Here is a 26,792-nt window from a genome sequence, read left to right on the forward strand (position 1 = left end):
AGAGTAGCACGCCGCCGCACCACACGTACAGGAAGCCCCTTGGAGCACACGCCCCAAGGGGCTTCCTCGCATACCCGAAACGCTTACGACCCAAACCCACACACCCCCACAAAAACACCGGGGGCTTTTCGCACTCATGAGACCCACGTCCGGGACCTTTCCCGGCCGGCCCCGCCGCCGGGGCCGAAGAGAGACGGCGCGGCGCGTTCCCATTTCCGCAGGAAATCCGGAAAACGGCACGTCCGTGACCGTGGAATCCCGACGCCCGGGCCTCCCCCCGGTCCGCCGCGCGGACGGCTCCCCTCTGGAGGGGAGCCAGAGAAACCTCTTGGGCCCCGACGGGATACTCCTGCCGGGGCCCAGTGCGTTTTGGGCGGCAACCCGCTGAATACCCGGTAAGATGGCTGAGGTATCAACAAACAGGTCAGGAGGTGACGCGCATGGTGGCGCCAAGCCGTGATGACCGTAGCGTAGATGCATTGGTGAAATCCAAGGCAGTACTTGATGTATTGGCGGAACTGGGACCAAGCACCGCAAAAACCATAAGCGAACGTACTGGTGAACCTGTAAGCTCAACGTATCGTTTGCTGGATAATCTCGCCGCAGTCGGTTGGGTGGAACGCGGCATCAATCGTGGCGAGTATCGGCTCGGCATCGATTGCGTACGTATCGGCGGCCAAATCGAAAGCAGACTGGACATTCAGCAGATCGCTTGCCGTACCTTCCGCGCCCATCGCGGCCAGTTCGGCATCTGGGGTCTGTTCGTTCGGAGGCGATTGCGCACGGTGTGCATCGAGACACGCACCCGTGAGGCATTGCAAAGCTATGCACAGCTGGTGGGCAATAGCTTGCCTCTGAGCATGAGCGCTCCCTCTCATGTACTGACGGCCTGGCTCCCCCCGGCCCGCTACGAGCAGCTGTTGGAACACTATGCCTATAACAACGAGCTCGGCGGCACATTCTCCACGATGCGTGCCACAGCAATGGGACAGGCTCGTCATATACGCGAATGCGGCTTCACCTATGACGTCGGCCAGACCATGGCTGGCTCCGTGACTATCAGCGTACCGGTATTCAATCACGCCGGAGAGATTCAAGCGGCAATCGCCCTGAGTGGCCTTTCCCGCTCCTTGGAACCTGAGCTGGCCTGTCTGGTAGATGGGAAACCGGCAACGGCATCGGCTCAAGACATGGTGCAATTGGTGCAGACTGCCGGCCGCGAGGTGTCGCGAGGCCTTGGATACAGTGGTGATTATCTTGGCCTGAACAGTTGAATACGATGAGTCAGGGATAAGTCAGGGGAAGGAACGTCGGCGATGGCGGAAGACAAACGTGAACCGACCCGCGCTTTAGACAAGGCGAGTCGTGTGATGGACGCATTGGCGGCGGAGAATGGCCTGTCGCCGGCAGATATCGCCGACGCCTGTGATATCCCGCGATCCTCCGTATACCGCGTGCTGGATGGACTGGTCGATGTGGGGTGGACCGTAACGGATACGGATGGCAACTACTCATTATCACTGGACTGGCTGCGATTGGCTGATGCCGCTCGCACGTCTCGTACCGAATGGCAGCCTGCGATTGCGGTCATGCATGCCATCACCGCGCAAACCGGCATGACCTCATTCCTCAGTGTGGTCTCCGGCACTGAATTGGTGTGCGTGGAATGTGCGCAAGGTCATGCCATCGATTCGCTGATCCTGCGCCCGGGCCGCGTGCTGCCTCTGCATGCTGGCGCGGCCGGCCGCGTGGCCTTGGCGTATTTCGAGGATGCCGATGCCGAACATTATCTTGCAGGAGCGCCGTTCCCGGCATATAACGAGAACACACTGGTCAGTGTGGAACAGTTGCGCGAGGATATTCGCTTGACTCGCGAACGTGGATATGCACTGTCGGATGAGGATGTGACGTTGGGTGTCGGTGCCGTTGGTGTACCGATTGTGGACAACGAGTCCGGTCGCGTGATCGCCAGCCTGTCCGCCGGTGGATTCGTGGACGAAGTGTTAGCCACTCAAGAATCCTTGGCCGCGTTACTGCACGATGGCGTACACGAGATTCAGGCAGCCTGATTCGGCCCGCTAGGCTGTCGGGCTGGACGGTTATGTCCGGTCAGCTATGGCCTTTGCCGGCTACGGTTCTGCTGGTTATGCTTCTGCCCGACTACGCTGCGGTCCGCTATGCTTCGGCCACACGACCCAGCGCGATGGCGGTGATCAGCACGTACGCTTCGCGCGGGTCGGTGACATCCCAGCCGGTGGATTCGGCGGCGCGCTTCAAACGGTAGCGGATCGTATTGGGATGTACGTTGAGCTCCTTGGCCGTGGTCTCGAGCGAACCGCCGAACTTCAGGAATGTGGAGACGGTGAGCAGCGTCGGATCATCCGGGCCTGCTGCTGTCAGGCTTCCGTAGACCACGCGGACCAGTTCGTCACGGGCGTCCGCGTCGCCGATCAACGCACGTTCGGGCAGGGCGTCGTCGGTGCGTAACGGGCGCGGCGATGGCTGCACGGTGGCGGCCAGAGCCGGCGCGGCCTGAAGACAGTAGAGCGTGGCCTGAATCGAACGCATCGCGCCATCGGCACCGGTGCGCTGTGGACCCAAGGCGATTGGCCGATCGGCGGCGAACGACGGGTCGATGGTATTGCAGATGATTTCCGGCGTGGCCGCACCGACCGGACGAATCAACGCCACTACGGCGGTGCTGTTGCCGATCGGGCGCTTGGCGGTCAGACACACACCGCCGAAATCGGCCACGATTTTCTCGATTTCCTTGGCCGTACGTGCGGCGGACCGGGCAGGGTATCCGGCGATGGCGTAACAATCGAAGTCATGCTCGAAGCCGAGGATGGTGAACAGGGACTCCACTCGTTCGTCGGCCAGATGATTGAACAGGCACTCGAACAGCACGGTGCGTACGCGGTTGGTCGCGGCGATGCCGGGTGCGGACGAATCGGCAACGTCGGCAGCAAGAAGTTCGAGAAAATCTGACATAGTCACTAGTGTAGCGTCGCTGATTGGCGTTGCCTTTCAGCCAAAGACTCTCGCCAATACGTCAGCACCACGAATCCGAATACAAACGCAACCGGCAACATGTGCCGCTCGAAATTATTGGCCGGCGCGGTAATCATCACGCCCATCAGCAGTAGCAGCGGAATATGGGTCATGAGGGTGAGCCAACGTCGGCGAATCACCTCGGCCGCGCCGATCAGCAATGTCATCACCACGTAGAAATTGCCGTGCGTAGGCCAGCCGAGTACGGGAATACTGCCCCATACGCGAGTGAAGCCGGCGATATGCTCACGCCAGTCATGGTTGTAATCCTTGATCCATGTGGAGTTTTTCTGCACGTAATCGCTGGTCACGTAATAATCCATCGATACGTACGGCTGATCGTTCACATTGAAGTATCCGAAGCATTTGGCCAGCAACGCATCCAGCGCGATGATCGGATTGTCCTTGACGATTTCGAACCATGCCTTGTTGAAATTGGTCATATCCTCGGGCGTAACCGTACGCCACTTGTAGCTGACCTTCTTGGCCTGAATGCCGGAGGATTTCACCGGGTCGGCGTCCTGCTGGGAGTAAGCGTCGGCCATCTGATCGAGATTGAAGACGGGCGCAAGGTTCTTTTTGGCTTCGTCTGAAATGCCGTCCGGATTGCGCTGGGCCACGCGGGCGATCATTTGCAGCTGTACGCCGCGGCTTTCGATTGGGTCGCCGCCGATGATCGCGCCAGAGGAGATGGCGAAGGAGATGCCGCCGTGAATCAGTACGGTGGGGATGAGCAGCGCCACGACGTAAGTCGCCCAGCGCTTGCGGTCGGCGATCAGAGCCAGCACGATTTGTAGGGCGATGATGTACCACGCATATTTCGCGGAAATCAGCATTACCGACGTGGCCAGGATAAAGGCGATGAAACTGTGACGCGGCAAGTGGACGGGCGTGGCGATGGCAGGGGTCTGAGGATGTTTGCGGGTGCCGGCGGGGTGCCAGGTCTGGACGAGTTCATACCAGACGCTGAACCACCAGACGAACGAGAACGCGAACAGCGGCGATTTGGTGATGGAGATAGTGGAAAACACGGCCAGCGGGCAGACCATAAAGAACAGCAGAATCAGGAATCGAGCCAATCCTCCGGCCTGTGGGGGAACGGCGGAATCCGTTGCCGTTTTTCCTATCCAAGGCCGGTTCAGGAATCGATTGGCGGCGGCAGCGCAGCAGAACACGGCGAACAGCGTCTGCAGGGCAGCCAACGTCACGATGCCGGCATCGTTTGAGTCGGTCAGATGCCTCGCAAACGTGACCATTGCGCCATAGAACACAGTGAGTACCACATTGTGCTGGTCGGTCAGATACGTGGGGTCGGACGGCCACATGTAGTGCGCGGTGGGGTAGATGTCCATCGGCACGAAGGAGAAGAAGCCGATATAGGGCTGTTTCAGGCCGGTCCACTGGTTCCAGGCCCAGCTGAATTCACGGATCTGTGAGCGGAGGTCCGCACCGAATGCGGCCAGCAGAGTGGTCGGCACCCAGAGCCAGCCGACAAAAAACACCAGCATAAGCTTCCAGAACCGGTTCGTGCCGCGTGTGATCCAGCGGTCCAGAGCAGTGGCAGTGGACGTGGCTATAGCGCGAACGGTACGACGGGTCTTGGCTGGTTGGCTGGCCTGCTGATGGGCGGCGGGCCGTGATGTTTCGCTATTCTGCCGATGTTGACGTAGTCGCTCGCCGATAGCCCTCGGCAGTATGCGCTGGCCTGCTGCGAATCGCACCATCAGCGTGATGATTCCGAGATATATCAGGAATGACACGACGAATATTGCGGTATTGGCCCAGTTCCAATGGGCGAGGGTGCCGTTCTCCTCGTCCCAGTACAGCGGGCCGACCGCCGTGCACAGTGCAAGCCACAGACAGGCCAGCACGGCCAGTGTCCAGCGCGCGGCAGCGCCCACGCGCGCAAGATGCGGGTGGGACTGGCGGCTGGATACGGCGGCAAGCTTCGCGGTGGCTGGTGACGTCATGACAATATATGGTAGCCGCACAGGTCAACGGTTGATATTCGATGTCTGCCGGGCATCGCCATTGTTCGCAAGCCAATACGACGGCCGGGTGCATGCGTGGGTTCGGCGAATGCGGAATTTCCGAAGTTGTGAACGTTAACACGGGCTATGTGGATGAAAATGGTTGGTTTTGTGCGCTTTTCCGTGGAATATCGCGGGTAAAAAACGGCGCAACCGAGGTAACGTAGTGTCCATGATGATTGCGTTGAAAGCTGCAACGCCGCAGCTACCCAGAACTACAGCCGTCGCAGATCATGTGGTCGCCGTGGACGAAACCGATTCGACCAACGCGCTGGCCGCACAGATGATTGGCGACGGGTCGTTGACGTTGCCCGACCACCAGGATGGCGAACTGGCGGTGGCCGTGGTGGCCGCCGACCGGCAGACCGCCGGCCGTGGGCGCAATGGTCACAAGTGGGTCAGTCAGCCCGGCCGCTGCTCGACGATGTCCTATGCCGTGCGCATTCCGCGCGCGATCGCCACCGACGAATCCGTCAATGGCTGGCTGCAGATGATCGCCGGACTGGTCACGCTGGACGCTCTGAACGGCATGATCGAGGAATACGGTGCCGCGCCGAACCAGCCGGACTGCTCGCTGGAACTCAAATGGCCGAACGACGTGTTCTGCCACGGGCTCAAGCTGGGCGGGCTGCTCTCGGAACTGGTGATTCCGCTGTCGTCCGGTACTGATGCTGATGCTGATGCCGATGCCGATGACGACGTCGTCATCGTGTTCGGCGTCGGCCTGAACCTGGCCTTGGGCGCCTGCCGGCTGCCCACGCCGCAATCGACCTCGCTGCAGCTGCATGTCTCCGGGCTGCCGTCGCTCGGCGAGATGCGCGATGCGGTGGCCGAACGTCAGGTCGAGGGCTTCCGCGAGCGGTTGGCGAAGTTCATCGCCGACCCGAAGGGCCAGGCCGAGTCGTTGCGCGAGGAGGTGAAGGCGGTGTGCTGGGCGCGCGGCCGTCAGGTCGAGGCGCACTTCACGGACGGCACCACGCTGACCGGCGAAGCCATCGGCCTCAACGAAGACGCCTCACTGATCCTGAGAACACAAGACGGCACGGACCATACGGTCCGCACCGCCGATGTGGGAGTGCTGTAATAGCCGGCCAGTAGCTAGCTGGTAGCTCAGGTCAGCGACCGAGCTTGGACAGGCCGGCAGCGGCCAGAGAGGCCACCACAGCCTTGATGGCGTCGCCAACCACGAAGCCCATGGAGGCTAGGGCCACGGCGGCGAGCGGCGCACCGGTCAGCGCGGACTGGATGACGAAGCCGAAGGCGTACACCACCACGACGCCGCCGACCAGCGCGGCCAGCAGGTAGCGGCCCGCGGTGCGCGCGGCGTGGTGGCCGCTGCGGATGCGGTGGTGTGTGAAGTCTGCATATCAATAACCCCTATGTTGCGTGATATCGCCGTGAACGGCGGGCGGTATGCGATGGATGAGGGGAGGTTCCGGCGGGTCGTGCGGTATCCCCGACAGCCCGAACCGTCCATATGGTGGACGGCCCCAAATGAATCCGGCCCTGTGCGGGCGAATCGTGCGGCGATGGACCGATGCCGGTCCGGTCACCTTCCGTTCGCCCGCAGATGAGCCTTCCCCCGAACTTATGGTTGCCATCGTAGAGGTGTTCGATTTCGTGCGGTTTCGTACCAACTTACAAAATTGTCGATTTCGATTTGTCATAAGTTGACGAATGCAACCGTAACGTCAACTTCTTGAGTCGGCGCGCAAGGATGTGCAATCGGCGGATTTGCAACGTTTTTGATAGCCGGCGCCAACGGTTACGTTGTCAGAACCTACGCGCGCGTTTGTTCGTAGCCTACAAAAGAGCGTGAAAGCTTTTGTGCGAACGCGGCTTGCCCTCTCATCTATATAGAGAGCACAATTTGACACTATGGCTTCTACCGTCAAAAAACTGCTGATTGCGAACCGAGGCGAGATTGCGCTTCGCGTGGTGCGCACGGCCAAGGAGATGGGTATCTCCACCGTGGCCGTCTACTCCGAACAGGACCGCAATAGCCGCTATGTGGACATGGTCGACGAGGCATACCTGCTCTCCGGCGACACCTACAAGGACACGTACCTCAACGAAGATCTGCTGATTGACATCCTGCACAAGACCGGTGCGGATGCCGTGCACCCCGGCTACGGATTCCTTTCCGAAGTGCCGAGCTTCGCGCAGAAGGTCGAGGACGCCGGTGCCATCTGGGTGGGCCCGCACCACACCGCGCTGGTGGATTTGGGCGACAAGATCACCGCCCGCCGAGTGGCCTTGCGCGCCAAAGTGCCGCCAGTGCCCGGCCTGTCCGAACCGGTGACCGACGTGCGCACGCTGCTCGACTTCGCACACACCCACGGCTACCCGATTATGATGAAGCGCACTGATGGCGGTGGTGGCCACGGCATCACCGTGGTGCATGACGACGAGGAGCTGCGCCGCTTCTACATGAACCACGACGCGCTGCAAGGCGGCGATCTGAAGGAATACTTCATCGAGAAGTTCGTGGACAAGGCACGCCACGTCGAGACCCAGTCCGGGCGCGACTCGCACGGCAACTTCACCGTGTACTCCACCCGTGACTGCTCGCTGCAGCGCCGCAATCAGAAACTCGTGGAAGAGGCACCCGCGCCCTTCCTGTCCGAGGAAATCATCAGCACGCTCGAGGAATACTCCCGCCGCCTGTTCACCACGGTCGGCTACGTGGGCCTAGGAACCTGCGAATTCATGGTGACCCCGAACGGCAAGGTGTACTTCCTGGAAGTCAACCCGCGTTTGCAGGTGGAGCACACCGTCTCCGAAGAGGTCAGCGGCCTCGACCTGGTGCGCGAACAGCTCAATATCGCCGCCGGTGGCGAGCTCACCCGCGCCCCCGAACTGCGCGGCCACAGCTTCGAACTGCGCATCACCAGCGAAGACCCGGCCACCAACCTGACCCCCGGCTCCGGCACCTTGGAGAAGATCCAGTGGCCGGCCGGCCCCGGCGTGCGCATCGATACCGGTGTGGAACAGGGCGACACCATCTCCCCGAAGTTCGATTCGATGATGGGCAAGGTCATCGTCACCGCCCAGAACCGTCTCGACGCCGTGGCCCGTGTGCGCCGCGTGCTCGATGAGCTTGTGATCGAAGGCGTGCCCACGCCGATTCCGCTGTTCAAGGAAATCTTCCGCAACGACGACTTCACCGCCGAGCATGGCCACCCGTTCGCCGTGTCCACCAAGTGGCTGGAGCGCACGTACCTGAACCGCACACCGGCTTCCGCCGCCTCCGGCCAGCCGGCCTCCTTGGCCGCCGCCCCGGGTGCCGCTGCTCCGGCCGCGCCCGACAAGTCCAAGTCGGAGACGTTCATCATCGAGATGAACAACCGCCGCGTCAAGCTCACCGTGCCACTCGACATCGTGGAGAACATCACCGGCTCGGCCCGCGCCCGCGGTGCCAAGCGACCCACCCAGCCGTTGCGCGGTGCGGGACTGCACAACGTGGCCTCCGGTGCCGCCACGGCCAACGACGGCGCCAAATCCGGCGTCATCGCCTCCCCGATGCAGGCCGTGGTCACGCGCATCAACGTGTCCGAAGGCCAGCAGGTGGCCAAGGGCGATCTTCTGGTGGTGCTCGAATCCATGAAGATGGAAAACTACGTGTACGCGCCGGCCGCCGGCGAAGTGAAGAAGATTTTCGTTGGCCCGGCCGACGGCGTGGAGGCCGGCGACACGCTGGTCACGCTGGACGTGAACGCCGGCAAGGCCAAGGCTGCGGCGGCTGCGCCGGGATCTCTCCCTCAGGCGGCTGCGTCGACAGCTCCCTCGTCAGAAGGAGCCGATAAGGCCGCCGACGCCAAGAAGGAGGGTGGCAATGACTGACATCATGGATTCGCCGGCCGTGAAGGCCGCGGCTGCGGCCTCGGCCGCCAACGCCGCCCAGCCCTCGGCCCACCAGCCGCTGCGCACCGCCGTGGTCAAGGCCGCCGAACTGGCCCGCGCCGCCGAAGAGCGCGCCCGCGACAAGCAGCACGCCAAAGGCAAGAAAACCGCGCGCGAACGCCTCGACCTGCTCTTCGACACCGGCACGTTCGAAGAGATCGGCCGCTTCCAGGGCGGCAACATCGCCGGCGGCAACGCCGGTGCAGCCGTCATCACCGGCTTCGGCCAGGTCTACGGCCGCAAAGTGGCCGTCTACGCCCAGGACTTCTCCGTCAAGGGCGGCACCCTCGGCACCGCCGAAGGCGAGAAGATCTGCCGACTGATGGACATGGCCATCGACCTCAAAGTGCCGATCGTGGCCATCGTGGACTCCGGCGGCGCCCGCATTCAGGAGGGCGTGGCCGCCCTGACCCAGTACGGTCGCATCTTCCGCAAGACTTGCGAGGCCAGCGGCTTCGTGCCCCAACTGAGCCTGATTCTCGGCCCCTGCGCCGGCGGTGCCGTCTACTGCCCGGCCCTGACGGACCTCATCATCATGACCCGCGAGAACTCGAACATGTTCGTCACCGGACCGGACGTGGTCAAGGCCTCGACCGGCGAGACCATCTCCATGGCCGACCTCGGCGGCGGCGAAGTGCACAACCGGGTGTCCGGCGTGGCCCACTACCTCGGCGAGGACGAATCCGACGCCATCGACTATGCGCGCACCGTGCTCGCCTACCTGCCGTCCAACAGCGAAAGCAAGCCGCCGGTCTACGCCTACGCCGTCACCCGCGCCGAACGCGAGACCGCCAAGCGACTTGCCACCATCGTGCCTGCCAACGAACGCCAGCCCTACGACATGCTCGAAGTGATTCGCTGCATCGTCGATTACGGCGAATTCGTGCAGGTGCAGGAACTGTTCGGCGCCTCCGCGCTCGTCGGCTTCGCCTGCATCGACGGCAAGCCGGTCGGCATCGTGGCGAACCAGCCGAACGTGCTCGCCGGCATTCTGGACGTCGACTCGTCCGAGAAAGTCGCCCGATTCGTACGCCTGTGCGACGCGTTCAACCTGCCCGTGTTCACCCTCGTGGATGTGCCCGGCTACAAGCCCGGCTCTGACCAGGAACACGCCGGCATCATCCGCCGCGGCGCCAAGGTGATCTACGCCTACGCCAACGCACAGGTACCGATGGTGACCGTGGTGTTGCGCAAGGCGTTCGGCGGCGCGTACATCGTGATGGGATCCAAGGCCATCGGCGCGGACCTGAACTTCGCGTGGCCATCCTCCCAGATCGCGGTGCTCGGCGCGGCCGGCGCGGTGAACATCATCCACCGCCACGACTTGGCCAAAGCCAAGGCCTCTGGACAGGACGTTGATGCGCTGCGGGCCAAGTACATCAAGGAGTACGAGACCAGCACCGTCAACGCGAACCTGTCGCTGGAAATCGGGCAGATCGACGGCATGATCGACCCCGAACAGACCCGTGAGGTGATTGTCGAATCGCTGGCCACGCTCGCCACCAAGCGGCGCGTCAAGCGCACCACCAAACACCACGGCAACCAGCCCCTCTGATTTTTGAAGACGTCAACCAAACACAAGTAAGGAAAGCAATGACCACCTTCTTCCTCAATCGCCTGGCCACCGAGCCCCATGCGCTCGCCTTCGCCGGCCAGTCCACCCCGTGGCCGGTAGCCCTGGCAGACCAGACCACCGATCCCAGCCTTGACGAGGCCCTGCGCGGCCACGTCGCCGCAGCCGGCCGACTGCTCACCCCGGTCGCCGCCGACCTGCTGGCCACCACCGGCCGTCCGGTCGACCTGTTCGGCTTCGCCCCGAACCCGGCACGCCTCGGCGCCGCAGCCGACGCCACTGCGTCCGTGGAAGGCGTGGCGCTGACCCAGCTCGGCGCTCTGCTCGATCTCGAACACCTCGGCTACGGCGTGGCCCAGGCCAAGCCGCTCGCCGTGCTCGGCCACTCCCAGGGCGTGCTCGCCGTGCACATGACCCGCGCCATCGAGGCCGCCGGCTCCATCGAGGCCGCCGGCACCACGCTTGACGAGATTCTGGCCGTGGCCGCCCTGATCGGCGCCGCCGGAACCCGCCGCGTGCGCGAACTGGGCCTGAACCCCAAGCACGGCGAAGCCAGCCCGATGCTCTCCGTCAAGGGCGCCACCCGCGTCCAGGTCGAGGCGCTGGTGGCCCGCGTCAACAACGCTCGCGGCCCGATCTCCATCGCCGTCACCAACTCCGACAACCACCACGTGCTGTCCGGCTACCCGGAAGACCTGGCCGCTTTCGCCCTCGAAGCCGAGCGCGAACACCAGCACCAGGCCAAGCTGCGCGAGCAGAAGCTCCACGGCGGCACCGTGTTCAACCCGACCCTCGAATACCTTGAGGTCACCCTGCCCTTCCACTCGCCGCTCATGGCCGACGCCGTCGAGCAGACCGTGGCCTGGGCCGGCGCCTGCGGCTTCGACCAGAAGCGCACCCGTGCGCTTGCCGAGGAAGTGCTTCTGAACCATGTGGACTGGAACGCCCGCGTCAAGGCGCTGTTCGACGCCGCCGACCCGTCCAAGCTGTGGATCGTGGACCTCGGCCCCGGCAACACGCTCGGCAAGCTGATCGGCAACGTGGTGCAGGGCACCGGCATCGGCGTGGCCGAAGCCACCACGCTGGCCGAGCGCTCCACGCTCTCCACGCTGGAAAGCGAGCCTGAGCGCACCCAGAACTGGAAGGCGTTCGCCCCGCGCGTCATCAACACCCCGGCCGGCGCCAAGCTGGTCACTAAGTTCTCCAAGCTCACCGGCAAGCCGCCGGTGCTGCTGCCCGGCATGACCCCCACCACCGTGGAACCGGAAATCGTGGCCGCAGCGGCCAACGCCGGCTACTGGGCCGAGCTCGCCGGCGGCGGCCAGGTGACCGCCGAAGTGTTCGACCGCCACATCGCTGCCCTCGAAGACGAGTTGGAGGAGGGCCGCACGGTCGAATTCAACGCGATGTTCATGGACCGTTACCTGTGGAACCTGCAGTTCGGCTCCTCCCGCATCGTGCCCAAGAAGCGTGCTTCCGGCGCTCCGATCGACGGCGTGGTCGTCTCCGCCGGCATCCCTGAGCTGGACGAAGCCGTGGAGCTCATCAAGAACCTGCAGGCTGACGGCCTGCCGTACGTGAGCTTCAAGCCCGGCACCGTTGACCAGATTCGCCAGGTTGTGCGCATCGCCAAGGCCGTGGCCCCCACCACCATCATGATTCAGGTCGAGGGCGGTGAAGCCGGCGGCCACCACAGCTGGGAAGCGCTGGATGACCTGATTGCCGCCACCTACGCCGAAGTGCGCGCCTGCGACAACCTCGTGCTGGTCGCCGGCGGCGGCATCGGCACCCCTGAACGCGCTGCCGACTACATTTCCGGCCAGTGGGCCCACGCCTACGGCCTGCCCGACATGCCGGTCGACGGTGTGCTTATCGGCACCGCCGCGATGACCGCCAAGGAGGCTCACACCAGCCCCGAAGTCAAGCAGCTGCTCGTCAAGACGCCCGGCATTCCGGCCGACGCCAAGTCCGACGACGTGTTCGCCCCGCAGGCCGCCCACTGGGTGCCGTCCGGCAAGTCCGTCGGCGGCATGTCCTCCGGCCTGAGCCACCTGCACGCCGACATTTACGAGCTCGAGAACGACTCCGCCGAATGCGGCCGTCTGCTCGTGCGCGTCATGAAGCACCCCGAAGAGCTCGACTCCCGCCGCAAGGAAATCATCGAAGCCCTGAACAAGACCGCCAAGCCTTACTTCGGAGACCCGGCCTCCATGACCTACCTTGAGTGGGCGCAGCGCTTCGCCGAACTTGCCTTCCCGTGGGTCGACCCGACTTACGCCGACCGCTTCCAGCACCTGCTGCAGCGCATCGAAGCCCGTGTGAACGACACGGACTCCGGCGAATTCACCTCCAAGTTGTTCGCCGCTGATGGCGTTTCTGCTGAAGAGGCAGCTGCCGTTGGCCTGCTGACCCACGACGACATTCTCGCCGATCCGGCCCCCGCGCTCGAAAAGCTCGCACTGGCCTACCCGCAGACCGCCGAACTCAAGGTGGTCCCGGCCGACGTGGCTTGGTTCCCGGTGCTCGTGCGCGAATACCCCAAGCCCATGCCGTTCGTACCCGTCATCGACAACGACCTGCTGCGTTGGTGGGGTCAGGACCAGCTCTGGCAGTCCGAAGACCAGCGCTACTCCGCCGATTCCGTGCGTGCCATCCCCGGCCCGATCTCCGTGGCCGGCATCACCACCATCGACGAGCCGATCGCCGACATCCTCGGCCGCTTCGAAACCGCCGCCATCAAGCGCGTGCAGGACGAACAGCAGGCCGCCGATGCCGCTGAGAACGACGATTTCGCCGCACTCGGCGAGGCCACCAGCGCCGAGGACTTCATCCGCAAGTCCCCGAACATCTCCTGGGTCGGCCACATCACCGACAACCCCGCCTACGGCACCGCCCTGGGCGACCAGTATTACGAGATCCGCGCGTTTGACACCGCGGCCGGCAAGTACGATCTGGACATCCACCTCGACACCTACTGGGACAACGACCCGGACGGCGGCACCTCCAAGCACGCCGTGCGCGATATCGTCATCCCGCTCATCGTGGAAGGCACCGAGCCCGGCCGTGTGCCGGTCGTGGACCGCGAACGCCTGATTCCGGACGTCTACGCGATGCTCGCCGCCACCGCAGGCATCGGCAACACCGCCATCACCGGCGACAAGCTCACCGAGATGCCGCAGCTTGACGGCAAGACCTCTGACGAGCGTCCGTTTGCTACCGCCACCGCCGCCTACACCCTCTCCGCCAACCTCGGCTTCGACCACGAAGCGGCCACTGGCGCCGCTCTGCCGACCACCCTGCAGCCCAGCCGCATCGCTCCCGATGCGCTGGTCGGCCCGGCCTGGCCGGCGATCTACACGGCGCTCGGCTCCGTGTACGTCAAGGGCTACCCGGTGATTGAAGGCCTGCTCAACGCCGTCCACCTCGACCACCTCATCGAACTTGAGGTGAACGAGGAGGACCTGCTTAAGCACACCGGTGAAACCATCACCCTGAAGTCTTGGGCTGAGGATTACTTCGAGTCCGCCTCCGGCCGCGTGGTCACCATCCATGTGACCCACACCACCGCCGACGGCACGCTGCTCGCCCGCGAAACCGAGCGTTTCGCGATCCGCGGCCGCGTCTACTCCGACGCGCTGCCGGCCGACGCCCCCGAGTTCGGCGACGCCGAGCACGAGGAGATCGCGCCCACGCCGCGCCGCCTGCTGCGCCGCGTGAAGGTCGTCGCCCCACACGACATGACCGCCTTCGCCCGCACTTCCGGCGACTTCAACCCGATCCACACCTCCACTCGTGGCGCTCGCATCTCCGGTTTGGCCGCTCCGCTTGTGCACGGCATGTGGCTGTCCGCCACCGCCCAGCACGCCGTGCAGGCGCTGGACGAGAAGGGTGCCCACTACGAGATTGCCGGCTGGACCTACAACATGTACGGCATGGTTCAGCTTGACGACACCGTCGAAATCTCCGTCGAGCGCGTCGGCAAGGTGCGCCACGGCGGCATGACCCTCGAAGTCACCTGCCGTATCGACGGCCAGCTCGTCTCCCGCGGCACCGCACTGGTCCGCGCACCGCGCGCCGCCTTCGTCTACCCCGGCCAGGGCATCCAGAAGCAGGGCATGGTTCTGGACGAGCGCGCCAAGTCCGCCGCCGCCCGCGACGTGTGGGAGCGCGCCGACAAGCTCACCCGCTCCAAGCTCGGCTTCTCGATCCTGGGCCTCGTGCGCGATAACCCGAAGGAACTCACCGCCAACGGCGTGACCTACCGTCACCCCGAAGGCCTGCTCAACCTGACGCAGTTCACGCAGGTGGCGCTCGCGACGGTTGCCTTTGCCCAGACCGCCCGTCTGCGCGAAGCCGGCGCCGACATCTGGCCCGCCTACTTCGCCGGCCACTCGCTCGGCGAATACAACGCGCTGTCCGCGTTCGCCGACGTGATTCCGCTGGAAACCGTGCTGGAGCTCGTGTTCCACCGTGGTTCCACCATGCACCACCTCATCGAGCGTGACGCACAGGGTCGCTCCAACTACCGCATGGGTGCCCTGCGCCCGAACCAGTTCGGTGTGGACGACGCGCACGTCAAGGAATACGTGGAATCCGTGGCCAAGGCGTCCGGCGAATTCCTGGAAATCGTGAACTACAACCTCGCCGGCCAGCAGTACGCCATCGCCGGTACGATCGCCGGACTCAAGGCCCTGAAGGCCGATTCCGCCCGCCGCGTGGCCGCATTCGGTGGCAAGCCCGCGTTCATGCTGGTGCCCGGCATCGATGTGCCGTTCCACTCCACACTGCTGCGCAAGGGCGTGCCGGAATTCCGCGACAAGCTCGACGCGCTGCTTCCCGCTTACATCGACTACCGTGGCCGTCTGGTGGACCGCTACATCCCGAACCTGGTGGCCACCCCGTTCGAGATGACCAAGGAATTCGCCGCCAAGATCCTCGAAGTCGTGCCGTCCGAGCGCATCAAGGCCGCGCTCGACGACCCGGCCGTGTGGGATTCCTACGCCGACGACGACCAGAAGCTCGGCCGTCTGCTCTTGACCGAACTGCTCTCCTGGCAGTTCGCCTCCCCGGTGCGTTGGATTGAAACCCAGGCGCTGCTCTTCGGTCAGCGCGAACAGGGCGGCCTCGGCGTGGAAGAATACGTCGAAGTCGGCCTAGGCAACGCTCCGACCCTGGCCAACCTCGGTGCCAAGACCCTGCGTCTGCCCGAGTTCGCCGGCAACGATACGGTCGTCTACAACGTCGGCCGCGATGAAGGCCGCGTCTACATGACCGACACCGATTCGCTGGTTCCCGACGATGAGCCGGAAGAGGCTGCGGCCCCGGCCCCGGTCGAAACCGCTCCTGCCGGTGGTTCCGCCGTCGCCAAGCTCGGTTCCGGTGCCGCTCCGGCAAATGCCGTGACTGAGGCTGCTCAGACAACGGATGGCTCCGTCGCCGGACAGTCCACTGGACTGTCCGACTCCTCGCGCGGCCTGCAATCAGGGCAGGCCGCTGCCGGCGCACCGTCCGGTGCCGCCGTCGCCGACCTGCCCTTCAAGGCTTCCGATGCCATCGGCGTACTCATGGCCTACTCCGCCAAGGTGCGCCTCGACCAGATCGGCAGCAACGACACCACCGACACCCTGACCAACGGTGTCTCTTCTCGCCGCAACCAGCTGCTCATGGACATCAGCTCCGAGCTGGGAGTCGCCAGCGTGGACGGTGCTGCTGAAGCGACGCTCGACAAGCTCGCCCAAATCGTCAACAAGGCCGCCCCGAACTACAAGCCGTTCGGTGCCGTGCTCTCCGAGGCGCTGCGCGACCGCCTGCGCTCGCTGTTCGGTGCTGCCGGCGTCAAGCAGCAGTACATCCGCGACCGCGTGACCAACGTATGGCAGCTCGGTGAAGGTTGGGTGGCCAGCGTGCTCGCCGCACTGCTGCTCGACACTCGCGAGGGTGCCAGCTCCCGTGGCGGCGACCTGGCCAAGCTGCCCACCGCCGCCGTGCAGAACAAGCCGGAAGCCGACAAGCTGATTGATGCGGCCGTTGAGGTCGTCGCCCAGCTCAAGGGTGTTGCCGTGGCCCTGCCGTCCGCCGGTGGTGCCGCTGGTGGCGCTGTGGTCGATTCCGCCGCGCTAGACGCCTTCGCCGAGAAGGTCACCGGTTCCAACGGCGTGCTCGCCGCCACCGCCCGCTTCGTGCTGAACGAGCTCGGCGTGGCCGCTCCGGCTCCGGAAGAATCTGAGGACGAGAACGCCGCCGCCGTGGCCGCGGTTGAAGCCGAACTTGGCTCCGACTGGCCCAAGCAGGTCGCTCCGCGCTTCGACGCCAACAAGGCCATCCTCTTCGATGATCGGTGGGCCTCCGCCCGCGAAGACCTCGCCCGCGCCTACTACGACAACGATCCCGCCGCACTGAACGGCAGCTTCATCGGCCTTGGCAAGACCATCGCCGCCGAAGCCCAGTGGTTCGCCAACGAGTCGGAGAGCGAAGAACTCAAGGCCGCCTTCCAGAAGGCCGGCTCCGAGGCCCTCGAACAGGTTGCGTCCAACAAGAACGCCTCCCGTTACGCGAATGATATCGCCATCGTCACCGGCGTGAGCCCGAACTCGATCGCTGCTCAGGTGGTCGAAGGCCTGCTCGCGGGCGGCGCCACCGTGGTGGCCACTTCGCATAGCTTCAAGCCGTCCATCAAGGCTTGGGCCAAGCAGGCCTACCGCGAGCACGCCACTGGCAACGCCAAGCTGTGGCTGGTTCCGGCCAACCTCTCCAGCTACCGCGATGTCGACGCGCTGGTCGACTGGGTGGGGCACGAGCAGAAGAAGACCTCCGGTGCTACCACCACGATTCTGAAGCCCGCGTGGGAGCCGACCCTGTTCTTCCCGTTCGCCGCTCCGCCGGTCCACGGTACGCTCGCCGACTCCGGCGACCTGTTCGAATCGCAGGCCCGACTGATGCTGTGGGGCGTGGAACGCGCCATCGCCGGCTTCAGCCACATCGGTGCCGACACCAACGTGCAGCACAAGCTCCACGTGGTGCTGCCCGGCTCCCCGAACCGCGGCGTATTCGGCGGCGACGGTGCCTACGGCGAAGTCAAGAGCGCCTTTGACGCCATCGTCAACCGCACCCGCGCTGAAAAGGTGTGGTCGAGCCGCGTCACCTTCGCTCACCCGAAGATCGGCTGGGTGCGTAGCACCGGCCTGATGGGCGGCAACGACCCGCTGGTCGCCGTCGTTGAGCGTCACGGCATCCACACCTACTCCACCGCACAGATTGCGGCCAAGCTGCTCGACCTGTGCACTGCCGAATCGCGCGAGCAGGCCCTCAAGGCCCCGCTCGATGTGGACCTGACCGGTGGCCTCGGCTCCGAGCCCATCGACATCAAGGCCCTGCGTGCCGAAGCCATGGCCGACGCCGAGAAGGAAGCTGCTGCGGCCTCGTCTCAGGAAACGGATGGCCCCGTCGCCGGACAGTCCACTGGACTGTCCGACTCCTCGCGTGGGCAGCAAATCAAGGCGCTGCCCACCCCGATCGTCACCAAGCAGGCCCCGGTCGATCTCAACGACTGGGCCAACGTCACCGCCAAGCCGGAAGACGAAATCGTCATCGTCTCCGTCGGTGAGCTGGGCCCGTGGGGCTCCGGCCGTACGCGCACCCAGGCCGAGCTCGGCATCCACTCGGACGGCACCGTCGACCTGAGCGCCGGCGCAGTGCTCGAACTTGCGTGGAACATGGGTCTGCTGACTTGGGCCGACAGCCCGAAGCCCGGCTGGTACGACACCGACGGCAACCTCGTGCCCGAAGAGGACATCGCCGAGCGCTACCACGACGAGGTCGTGGCCCGCTCCGGCATCCGCCCATTCGAGGAAGGCATGGGCAACGACTACAAGGACGGTGCCGACGAAGAAGAAGCCGAGGTCTTCCTTGACCACGACGTCACCTTCTCCGTGCCCACCCGCGAAGTCGCCGCCGAATACGTCAAGCTGGACGAAGCTCACACCACCATCGCCTCGGATGAGGAATCCGGCGAATGGAACGTGACCCGCCACACCGGCTCGATGATCCGCGTGCCGCGCCGCGCCACCATGACCCGCACGGTCGGCGGCCAGTTCCCGAAGGGCTTCGACCCGACCCGCTGGGGTATCCCCGCCTCGATGGTCGGCGACGTGGACAAGATCGCCCTGTGGAACATCGTCACCACCGTGGACGCCTACCTGGGCGCCGGCTTCACCCCGGCCGAAATCCTCGAGTCCATCCACCCCTCGCTGGTGGCTTCGACTCAGGGCACCGGCTTCGGCGGCATGATGTCGATGCGCAAGCTGTACCTCGACCGCTTCCTCAACCACGAGATCCCGACCGACATCCTGCAGGAAGCCCTGCCGAACGTGGTCGCGGCTCACGTGATGCAGTCCTACATCGGCGGTTACGGCAACATGATTCAGCCGGTCTCCGCCTGCGCCACCGCGGCCGTCTCCCTTGAAGAGGGCGTCGACAAGATCGCCCTCGGCAAGGCCGACTTCGTGGTCACCGGTGCGATCGACGACATCGGCGTGGAATCCGTGATCGGCTTCGGCAACATGAACGCCACCGCCAACTCGGAGGAAATGTACGGTAAGGGCATCGACGCGCGCTTCTTCAGCCGCGCGAACGATCGTCGCCGTGGCGGCTTCCTGGAATCCCAGGGCGGCGGCACAATCCTCGTGACCCGCGGTGACATCGCCGAAAAGCTCGGCCTGCCGGTTGCGGCCGTGGTCGGCTTCATCCACTCCTACGCGGATGGTGCTCACACCTCGATCCCGGCTCCGGGCCTCGGTGCCCTGGCTGCCGGCCTCGGTGGCAAGGACTCCAAGCTCGTGCACGACCTGGCTAAGCTCGGCGTCTCAGCCGACGACATCGCCGTGGTCTCCAAGCACGACACGTCCACCAACGCCAACGACCCAAACGAATCCGAGCTGCACAACACGCTGGCCCACGCCATCGGCCGCACCGACGGCAACCCGCTGTTCGTGATCTCGCAGAAGACGCTTACCGGCCACGCCAAGGGTGGTGCCTGCATCTTCCAGGTCAACGGTCTGACGCAGCTGTTCAAGTCCGGCGTGATTCCGGCGAACGCGGCGCTCGACTGCGTGGATCCGAAGCTCCAGCGCGACGACCACATGGTCTGGGTTAGGAAGCCCCTGCGCATCGGCGGTGGCGAGGACGAGTTCGGTCGCGAGACCGCTGGTCGCCCGGTCAAGGCCGGTCTGGCCACCTCGCTCGGCTTCGGACATGTTTCCGGCTTCGTGGCCCTGGTCCATCCGGGTGCCTTCGAGGCGGCCGTGGCCAAGGCCGATGGTGAGGCCGCACTGGAAGCTTGGCGTGAGCGTGCCAACGCCCGTTTGGCTGCCGGCCAACGTCACCTTGAGGAAGGCATGATGGGTCGCGCCGCGCTCTACGAGCCGATCGACAACCGTCGCTTCCGCGAGGATCACCGTGGCTACGACCACCACGAGGTCGAAAAGGCGATGCTCCTCAACCCGGACGCCCGCCTCGGTGCCGACGGCTACTACGAGGCCTGATGCCCCTCTGGCTCCCCCCGGTCGGTGAATGCCGGCTGAGGGGAGTGTCTCGCGATTAGGGTCGGGAAGAACGTCATTTACGGCGTTCTTCCCGACCCTATTGTTTTTTGGCGCTATTGCTGTTTTCGTGGGCGGTGGTTCGTTGTTGAACCGTTGTGGGAGTAAGAGACGGCGAACTGACATCCACGAAAACAGCAATAGCGCCTTCGACATACAGTCGAAACCGGGTCAAGTAGGATAGATGCGTGATTTTTGGGCAGGCTATCGCTGGGAGCGGGGCCGGACCCAGGATTGCTTGATGCGCAGCTGGCATTCAAGCTGGGGTGACTGCTCGCTCAGTGGCGGCGGCTGAACCTTCTCGACCGGGTATCCGGCACGAGGAAAGGGATCGGGTGCCTCGCCTTCGATGAGCGAGACCAGCTTACCGACTGCCCAGTAGCCCATCTCGTAATGCGGCAGTTCCACAGTGGAAAGCGGCGGATCCAGCGCTTCGGCCACAACCTGGTGGTTGTCGACGCCAACCACCGCGATATCTTTGCCGATAATCAGCCCGCGACGGGTGGCCTCGGTGTAGATGGCCCAAGCGCGGGTGTCGTTGAAGCAGAAGAAGCCGTCGACATCCGGGTGCTTGTCGAAGAACGCGGGCATGCGGGCGGCGTCTTGCGCGCCCTCAATCATGCGGTCGGCAAACGACGTGGTGGCCACTTCGTCGCTGAGGAATCCGATGGTGCGGCTACTGCTGGTGCGTAGCCCGCTGGCCAGACGGTTGGCCAGGTAACCGAGTTCGGCGGCGATGGCGCGGACTCGCTCGGCGACATCGGGGCTGACGCGGCCGATATCGCGGTTGTTGAGCGCCAGAGAGACGGTGGAGATGGAAACGCCGGCGCGATTGGCGATTTGCTTCATCGTGACCACGGCTCTACCTCCTTGCTGGCTTCATTGGCTGGTTGTGGTTGGTTGTTGTGAAGTTATCCTTCATTGGATCATTGTGTTAACCACGCTAAAAAGTCAAACGTTTGACGTCAATCGATTTACGTATCGGAGTATCGGGCGGAATATCGCCATTCTACGCCGTGTCAACCGTTAGTCAACAGTTTGACTTGGTGTTGACTTTCAGGATTCGGCTTGCGGGGCGGCCGAGGGTTTTCGTTTGTGGATGCCGCGTTCCGTGTGAACCTCGTTATTCTGGATGTGTTGTCAACGTGTTGAATGGCTGATAATAGGTGCTATGGGCACATTTGGTTTAGGTCATGACGTGGTTGACGTCGCCGCATTCGTCGAGCAGCTGTCTGAACCCGGCTCGCGCATGCTCTCGCTGTTTTCCGTTCGTGAGGTACGTCAGGCGGCGGATCGTGCACGGCTGAAGAACGATGACGAGGCCGTGCATCTGGCCGCCAAGTGGGCAGGCAAGGAGGCGTTCCTCAAAGCGTGGTGCGATTATCTTGGCGATGCCCCCTATCCGTTCACGCTTGATAATTTCCCGTGGCCTGAAATCGAGATCTTGGATGATTCCCGTGGTGTGCCGCATGTGTCTCTGGGTAAGGGGGCGGCGTCAGTCTTCCAAACTGATTACGCGAATTCGGCTGCCGGCGCTCGCTATTCCTCTGCTTATTCCCCTGCTTCCGATAACGGGCCTTATGCAGTGATGCAGGAGCGGCGGAATGCGCGTTCGGCGCAGCGCTCGGCTCTCGGTGCGGGGTCGATGCCGCATACCCATATTTCCCTGAGCCACGATGGTCCGATTGCCTCCGCGGTGGTGACGATTTCTGCGGAATAGCGCCGGTGGCTCGGCGGGTCTTGGGTTGCGATTGTCGAACCGGCTTGATATAGTGTAATATAAAACGTCAAACGATTGACGCAGGCAACGGATAGAGACAAAGGGGTTTCCGGTGGCTCAAAGCAACCAGTCGGCACAGGCAGTGGAATCGGTCGAGAAGACCGAGGTGGCGAAGAAGGCTGCCAAGACAGCATCAACCCGAGCGGCCAAAACCGCTACGACTTCCAAGACAACCGCAACCAAGGCGTCGGCAACCAAGCGCACGACGACTCGCACGGCCAAAACCGCAGCGACTAAGGCAACGACCGCCGTTCGTGCGGCCCGTACCTTCAAGACGGCGGCGGCCAAGTCCGCAACCGCCAAGCGTCCCGCTTCGAGCGCTGTGTTCAACGCTCGCCTTGCTGCTCATCAAGACGAACTCGAACAGCTCTTCATGAGCCTGTACAACGATCATGATGCCTTCGACGCACTCGTCGCAAGCATGGCTGCAGCCTACACCGACCGTCCCGCCGACCTGAAGCGTCTCGACAAAACCCGCGAGCAGGACCCGGACTGGTACAAGCGCGGCGATATGTTCGGCATGACCATGTACACCGACCTGTTCGCCGGCGACCTCAAGAAACTTGCCGACAAGATCCCGTACTTGAAGGAGCAGAAGCTCACCTACCTGCACTTGATGCCGCTGCTTGACATGCCGCACCCGAACAACGACGGTGGCTATGCGGTCCAGGACTTCGACACCGTGGACCCGAAGCTCGGCACCAACGAAGGCCTCGCCGCGCTGGCCAAGAAGCTGCGCCGCGCCGGCATCAGTCTGTGCGTCGACTTCGTGATGAACCACACCGCCTCCACCCACCGCTGGGCCAAGGCAGCCGAAGCCGGCGATCCCGAGTATCAGGACTATTACTTCTGCTACCCGGACCGCACCATCCCCGACCGGTACGACCGGGATGTGCCGCAGGTCTTCCCGAACACCGCGCCCGGCAACTTCACCTGGAATGAGAAGATGAACAAGTGGGTGATGACCCAGTTCTACCCGTTCCAGTGGGACCTCAACTACCGCAACCCGAAGGTGCTCGTAGCCATGATGGGCAGCGTGATGCACCTGGCCAACCTCGGTGTCGAGGTGTTCCGCATCGACGCCGTGCCGTACATCTGGAAGCAGCTTGGCACCAATTGCCGCAACCTGTCGCAGGTCCACACCATCGTGCGCATGCTGCGCATCATTTTGGAATGCGTCTGCCCGGCCGTGGTGCTTAAGGGCGAGGTGGTCATGGCCCCCAAGGAGCTCGCCGCCTACTTCGGCACGCCCGAAGCCCCCGAGTGCCACATGCTGTACAACGTCTCCATCATGGTCAACCTGTGGAGCGCGCTCGCCAGCCGCGACGTGCGTCTGCTCAAGAACCAGATCGACAAGCTCAACTCGCTGCCCGAAAACTGCTGGTTCGTGAATTATTTGCGCTGCCATGACGACATCGGCTGGGGCTTGGACGAAGACGTGGAGCGTTACCTCGACATCGACCCGCTCAAGCACAAGGAATTCCTGTACCACTTCTACGAGGGCGCAACCCCCGGCAGCTGGTCGATGGGCGAACTCTACAACTACGACGAAGCCACGCGCGACGCCCGCAGTTGCGGCACCACCGCCAGCCTGTGCGGCATCGAAAAGGCCATCATCACGCACGACAAGCCACTGCTAGAGACCTCGGTGGATCGCGACCTCATGATGCACCACGCCATGAGCTTCCTGCGCGGCTTCCCGATGCTCAACTGCGGCGACGAAATCGCCCAGCTCAACGGCTGGGATTACAAGGAAGACCCGGATCGCGTGGAAGACAGCCGCAACCTGCACCGCAGTAAGTTCGACTGGACCAAGGCCGCTCTACGCAAGAAGCTCGGCACGCTGCAGAACCAGCTGTGGAAGGGTATGGGGGATCTGCGCGAGATGCGCAACGATCCCTGCTTCGCGCCTGACGCTTGGGTGTCCACGTGGGATACGTTCAACGATTCGGTGCTCGCTGTGATTCGTCAGCACGAAGGCAAGACGCTGGTCGGCCTGTTCAACTTCTCACCCGACCCGCAGCACGCCCACCTCAACGCCTGCAACGGCATTCTGAACGCGATGGACGCCGATCTCCAGCCGTACGAGTCCCAGCTCATCCATTTGTGATTTCGACGGTTTCTAGCTCCCCTCTTTGAGGGGAGCTAGAAACCGTAGGCGACTGAGGGGAGTCCTCGGCAAAGCCGTAATCCATCAACTAGATTGGCTGGTCCTGCTGCAGCCACACGCGTTTGCCATCCCTAAAGAAATATGTATAATAGCTCAAGTCGCCAAAAGCGGCGCTTAACGCGGATGTAGCTCAATGGTAGAGCCTCAGTCTTCCAAACTGATTACGCGGGTTCGATTCCCGTCATCCGCTCCACTGTGAACCTCGCCGCTACGGCGAGGTTTTTGTATTGTTGCATAAGAAGTTCATCTTTGGTGAAGGTGGGCGGAGGGGACGCCCATGAAGAGCATGAGCTCCCTCTGATGAGGGAGCTGGGTCGGCAACGCCGGGACCGAGGGAGAGCCCAGACTCCTGTGGCCCTTAACTAACCCCGCTATCAGGTGTTCTGCAATTCGTTGTAACGATGCTCAAGGCCCTTACGCAACACTTGGCTGTAGTTAATTCCCTCGCGTTCGCCAAACGTGTCGAGCCAGGCTGGGATGGTTACATTTCTTGCGTACGCTCTTCTTGCCGTACTTCTCGGCATATGCGTCCATATCCAGACTTATAAGAGTGACGATGCCGCCCGGCTCCTCTGGTTTCACGTTGGCGATGTTGGTGGCGTGAGGCGGACAAGTCGCCGGATACAGACGGGCGGTAGCAGTAGCCTGTCTGTATCCAATCAGCGCGCGAAACCGCAGGGAACATCAGGTACTTGCCCAACACGCGCGCTAAGATAGGCATCGCAATAATCGGCATGGCAATACATGGCAATAAGCAGGTAATCGGCGAGGCGGTGCATGGAGCAAGAACCCAACGAGCAGGAACCTAACGAAGCGCTGGAAATTGTGGGCGGCAAGGTGGAAACCGTCGAGGTTTCCAAGCACCCCGAGGCTTCCATACCCGAGACCGATTTGTCTCTGGCGGATATCGAGCGCCGTCGCTCCCATCCGTTGCGTTGGGTGTTGATTATTCTTGCCGCACTGTGCGCCATCGTCGCGCCATACTGGTTCGGCCGTTCGTTGGCGGTGAATAATACGGACTCCATCGTGGCAGTGTTCGGGGGAGTGTCCCCGCAAGGTATCGCACTGGTCGGTTGGGTGGCCGTGGTGATCACGTACGTCGGATTGGCGATGGCGGTGGTCGTCTCGCCGTCCTGGCCGTGGCTGATTGTATTTGTGATCGGGTTGGCCTGCGAGCAGTTCATCGCGGGGCTCAGTATGCTCAATCTCAATTTCTGGTATTCCACGTATGTGGTCTACGGCAAGCAGGCCGGCCTGGCGAATGCCGCGAACCTCGGCATTATGGGGGCGGCGATCGGCATCGCCGTATATGCCTTGGTGTTTGTTGGTCTGCTGGTGATTATCCGGAAGACCTCGCCGCTGAACGTGCTGACCAAAAGCTGGGCGAGCTTCATTCTGTACTTCGTGATTGAAACCATCGCCCTGCTCGTGGTGCTGTTTGGCGGATTGCTCACCACTGTGTGAGCGCACGTGAGTCGCCGTACATCGCTCAATACTCACCACTCACTGCTCACCACCGCGCAAACCGTGTGCCCCTTCCTTCAGTACTTATATGATGTGTTATATTCGTTATACATTTCTGAAGAACGTATCAGTACGATGATTACCGTTAATTCCACCTTCAGCAGGATTGTTGGATTCGCCGCTCTGGGTATCAGCGGACTGTTGATACCAGAAATCAAGTTAAAAACAGTTCTAGTCACCAATTTTGAAATGGCAGTCATCGCATCGTTGATACTTATTGATGTATTTGTCCGTAGGAGCAGAGCAGATCAAGATTCTTCGTCATCCATAAGATGACAATTATGCTCATAATAAGCCGCTTACTGAAGTTAAGTCATATATTTGATATGACTCTAAATGAATTTAGAGTTCAATGGAAAGGAAATATCATGAACAAAGTAGTTATCTCAACTAAGGCGATTTCTATTCAGAAGACTACTGAACGAGAAGATACTGCAGTTCGTATTGGGACTGTCTCTTTAAGTGTGTGACTGGTGTTTTTGTTATTGGTTCGCGCTGGTGGGCCAGCGGTCGGCGGAGGTGATAGCGAACGCGTTCAACGCGGGTTTCCATCGTGCCGCCCATTTTATCCTTCCTCTGCCGGTCGGGTCCAGTGAACGCACGGTCAGGTAGAGGCATTTGAGCGCGGCCCGCTCGTCGGGGAAGTGACCCCGCGCCCTGACCGAGCGGCGGAAACGCGCGTTGAGGCTCTCGATCGCGTTGGTCGAGCAGATGACCCTTCGGATCTCGACGTCGTAGTCGAGGAACGGTATGAACCGGTCCCGCGCGCCCATCCACAGGCCGTGGATCGCCGGGTATTTGTCGGCCCATCTGCCCAGCATCTCGTCCCGCGCCGCCTCGGCGGCCCGCTCGCCGACGGCGGTGTAGATCGGTTGGATTGGCAACGGTGTGTTGGATTGTTTCTAGAGGGTTTTTCCTTGTTGTGTGAACTCCACGGGGCTCAGGTACCCGAGGGTCGAGTGGAGCCGTCGGTGGTTGTACCACCACACGTACCTGTTCAGGTCCGAGCGCAGCCGTTCCACGCTCGTGTATGTGTTGGCGTATATGAGTTCCTTCTTGACGAGCCGGTCGGTGGATTCGACCACCGCGTTGTCGTATGGGCTGCCGGGTCCGGAAAGGGAACGCGTGATGCCGAACACGTCGAGCATGCGTTCGATGCGTTCCC

General features: G+C 62.9%; 12 protein-coding genes, 1 tRNA gene and 4 pseudogenes. 11 read left to right on the forward strand and 6 right to left on the reverse strand.

The window, feature by feature from the left end; all coding sequences use genetic code 11:
* Positions 1 to 440 precede the first annotated feature (440 nt).
* Both ACEUKI_RS09985 and ACEUKI_RS09990 read left to right on the forward strand, forming a co-directional pair.
* The gene (locus ACEUKI_RS09985) at positions 441 to 1,274 is read left to right on the forward strand and encodes an IclR family transcriptional regulator (protein ID WP_374156830.1); all 834 of its coding nucleotides are present in this window, start codon (positions 441 to 443) and stop codon (positions 1,272 to 1,274) included.
* A 42-nt stretch (positions 1,275 to 1,316) separates the two neighbouring features.
* Positions 1,317 to 2,069, forward strand: coding sequence for an IclR family transcriptional regulator (locus ACEUKI_RS09990; RefSeq protein WP_080785817.1), 753 nt, complete (start codon positions 1,317 to 1,319; stop codon positions 2,067 to 2,069).
* A 106-nt stretch (positions 2,070 to 2,175) separates the two neighbouring features.
* On the opposite strand, the gene ACEUKI_RS09995 is transcribed toward ACEUKI_RS09990, so the two are convergent.
* On the reverse strand, positions 2,176 to 2,991 hold the full coding sequence (locus tag ACEUKI_RS09995; protein WP_186289859.1) for a helix-turn-helix domain-containing protein: 816 nt from the start codon (positions 2,989 to 2,991) through the stop codon (positions 2,176 to 2,178).
* A 5-nt stretch (positions 2,992 to 2,996) separates the two neighbouring features.
* Positions 2,997 to 5,021 carry a DUF6020 family protein gene (locus ACEUKI_RS10000; RefSeq protein ID WP_179133583.1) on the reverse strand — a complete coding sequence of 675 codons (2,025 nt, stop codon included), beginning with the start codon at positions 5,019 to 5,021 and terminating at the stop codon, positions 2,997 to 2,999.
* Between the two features lie 232 nt (positions 5,022 to 5,253).
* Here ACEUKI_RS10000 and ACEUKI_RS10005 point away from each other — a divergent pair, with 232 nt between their 5' ends.
* Positions 5,254 to 6,165, forward strand: a complete 912-nt coding sequence (locus tag ACEUKI_RS10005; RefSeq protein ID WP_374156831.1) for a biotin--[acetyl-CoA-carboxylase] ligase — start codon at positions 5,254 to 5,256, stop codon at positions 6,163 to 6,165.
* 31 nt (positions 6,166 to 6,196) lie between these two features.
* Here the strand turns inward: ACEUKI_RS10005 and ACEUKI_RS10010 are convergent.
* Positions 6,197 to 6,418 (reverse strand): annotated as a pseudogene (locus ACEUKI_RS10010) (biotin transporter BioY); the annotation flags it as partial.
* A 541-nt stretch (positions 6,419 to 6,959) separates the two neighbouring features.
* Here ACEUKI_RS10010 and ACEUKI_RS10015 point away from each other — a divergent pair.
* The 4 genes and pseudogenes from ACEUKI_RS10015 to ACEUKI_RS10030 form a co-directional block, all read left to right on the forward strand.
* Entirely contained in the window at positions 6,960 to 8,924 is a 1,965-nt protein-coding gene (locus tag ACEUKI_RS10015; protein WP_374156826.1) for a biotin carboxylase N-terminal domain-containing protein, read from the forward strand.
* Positions 8,917 to 10,539: an acyl-CoA carboxylase subunit beta gene (locus ACEUKI_RS10020; RefSeq protein WP_144169422.1), complete on the forward strand. Its 1,623-nt coding sequence runs from the start codon at positions 8,917 to 8,919 to the stop codon at positions 10,537 to 10,539. The genes ACEUKI_RS10015 and ACEUKI_RS10020 overlap by 8 nt, the downstream gene beginning before the upstream one ends.
* A 578-nt stretch (positions 10,540 to 11,117) precedes the next feature.
* Positions 11,118 to 13,631: pseudogene (locus ACEUKI_RS10025) on the forward strand (fatty acid synthase subunit beta domain-containing protein); the annotation flags it as partial.
* 612 nt (positions 13,632 to 14,243) lie between these two features.
* A pseudogene (locus ACEUKI_RS10030) lies at positions 14,244 to 20,096 on the forward strand (acyltransferase domain-containing protein); the annotation flags it as partial.
* Between the two features lie 261 nt (positions 20,097 to 20,357).
* Here the strand turns inward: ACEUKI_RS10030 and ACEUKI_RS10035 are convergent.
* Positions 20,358 to 21,011 carry a LacI family DNA-binding transcriptional regulator gene (locus ACEUKI_RS10035; protein ID WP_374156827.1) on the reverse strand — a complete coding sequence of 218 codons (654 nt, stop codon included), beginning with the start codon at positions 21,009 to 21,011 and terminating at the stop codon, positions 20,358 to 20,360.
* A gap of 313 nt (positions 21,012 to 21,324) precedes the next feature.
* Here ACEUKI_RS10035 and ACEUKI_RS10040 point away from each other — a divergent pair, with 313 nt between their 5' ends.
* The 4 genes from ACEUKI_RS10040 to ACEUKI_RS10055 all read left to right on the forward strand — a co-directional run bounded on the left by ACEUKI_RS10040 (position 21,325) and on the right by ACEUKI_RS10055 (position 25,567).
* Complete coding sequence (locus tag ACEUKI_RS10040; RefSeq protein WP_080785823.1) at positions 21,325 to 21,873, forward strand: holo-ACP synthase; 549 nt, start codon at positions 21,325 to 21,327, stop codon at positions 21,871 to 21,873.
* Positions 21,874 to 21,985: 112 nt separating this feature from the next.
* On the forward strand, positions 21,986 to 24,043 hold the full coding sequence (locus ACEUKI_RS10045) for an alpha-amylase family protein (protein ID WP_374156828.1): 2,058 nt from the start codon (positions 21,986 to 21,988) through the stop codon (positions 24,041 to 24,043).
* 179 nt (positions 24,044 to 24,222) lie between these two features.
* A tRNA-Gly gene (locus tag ACEUKI_RS10050) sits at positions 24,223 to 24,296 on the forward strand.
* A 584-nt stretch (positions 24,297 to 24,880) separates the two neighbouring features.
* A complete protein-coding gene (locus tag ACEUKI_RS10055) occupies positions 24,881 to 25,567 on the forward strand; it encodes a hypothetical protein (protein ID WP_179133586.1) in 687 nt (228 codons plus the stop codon).
* Positions 25,568 to 26,109: 542 nt separating this feature from the next.
* Here ACEUKI_RS10055 and ACEUKI_RS10060 read toward each other — a convergent pair.
* Positions 26,110 to 26,505: pseudogene (locus tag ACEUKI_RS10060) on the reverse strand (transposase); the annotation flags it as partial.
* 24 nt (positions 26,506 to 26,529) lie between these two features.
* Positions 26,530 to 26,792, reverse strand: a 263-nt coding sequence (locus ACEUKI_RS10065) for an integrase core domain-containing protein (RefSeq protein ID WP_374156829.1), incomplete at its 5' end; no start/stop codon positions are given.

The sequence above is a fragment of the Bifidobacterium sp. 2450 genome, from assembly GCF_041900695.1.
Lineage (GTDB): Bacteria > Actinomycetota > Actinomycetes > Actinomycetales > Bifidobacteriaceae > Bifidobacterium > Bifidobacterium longum.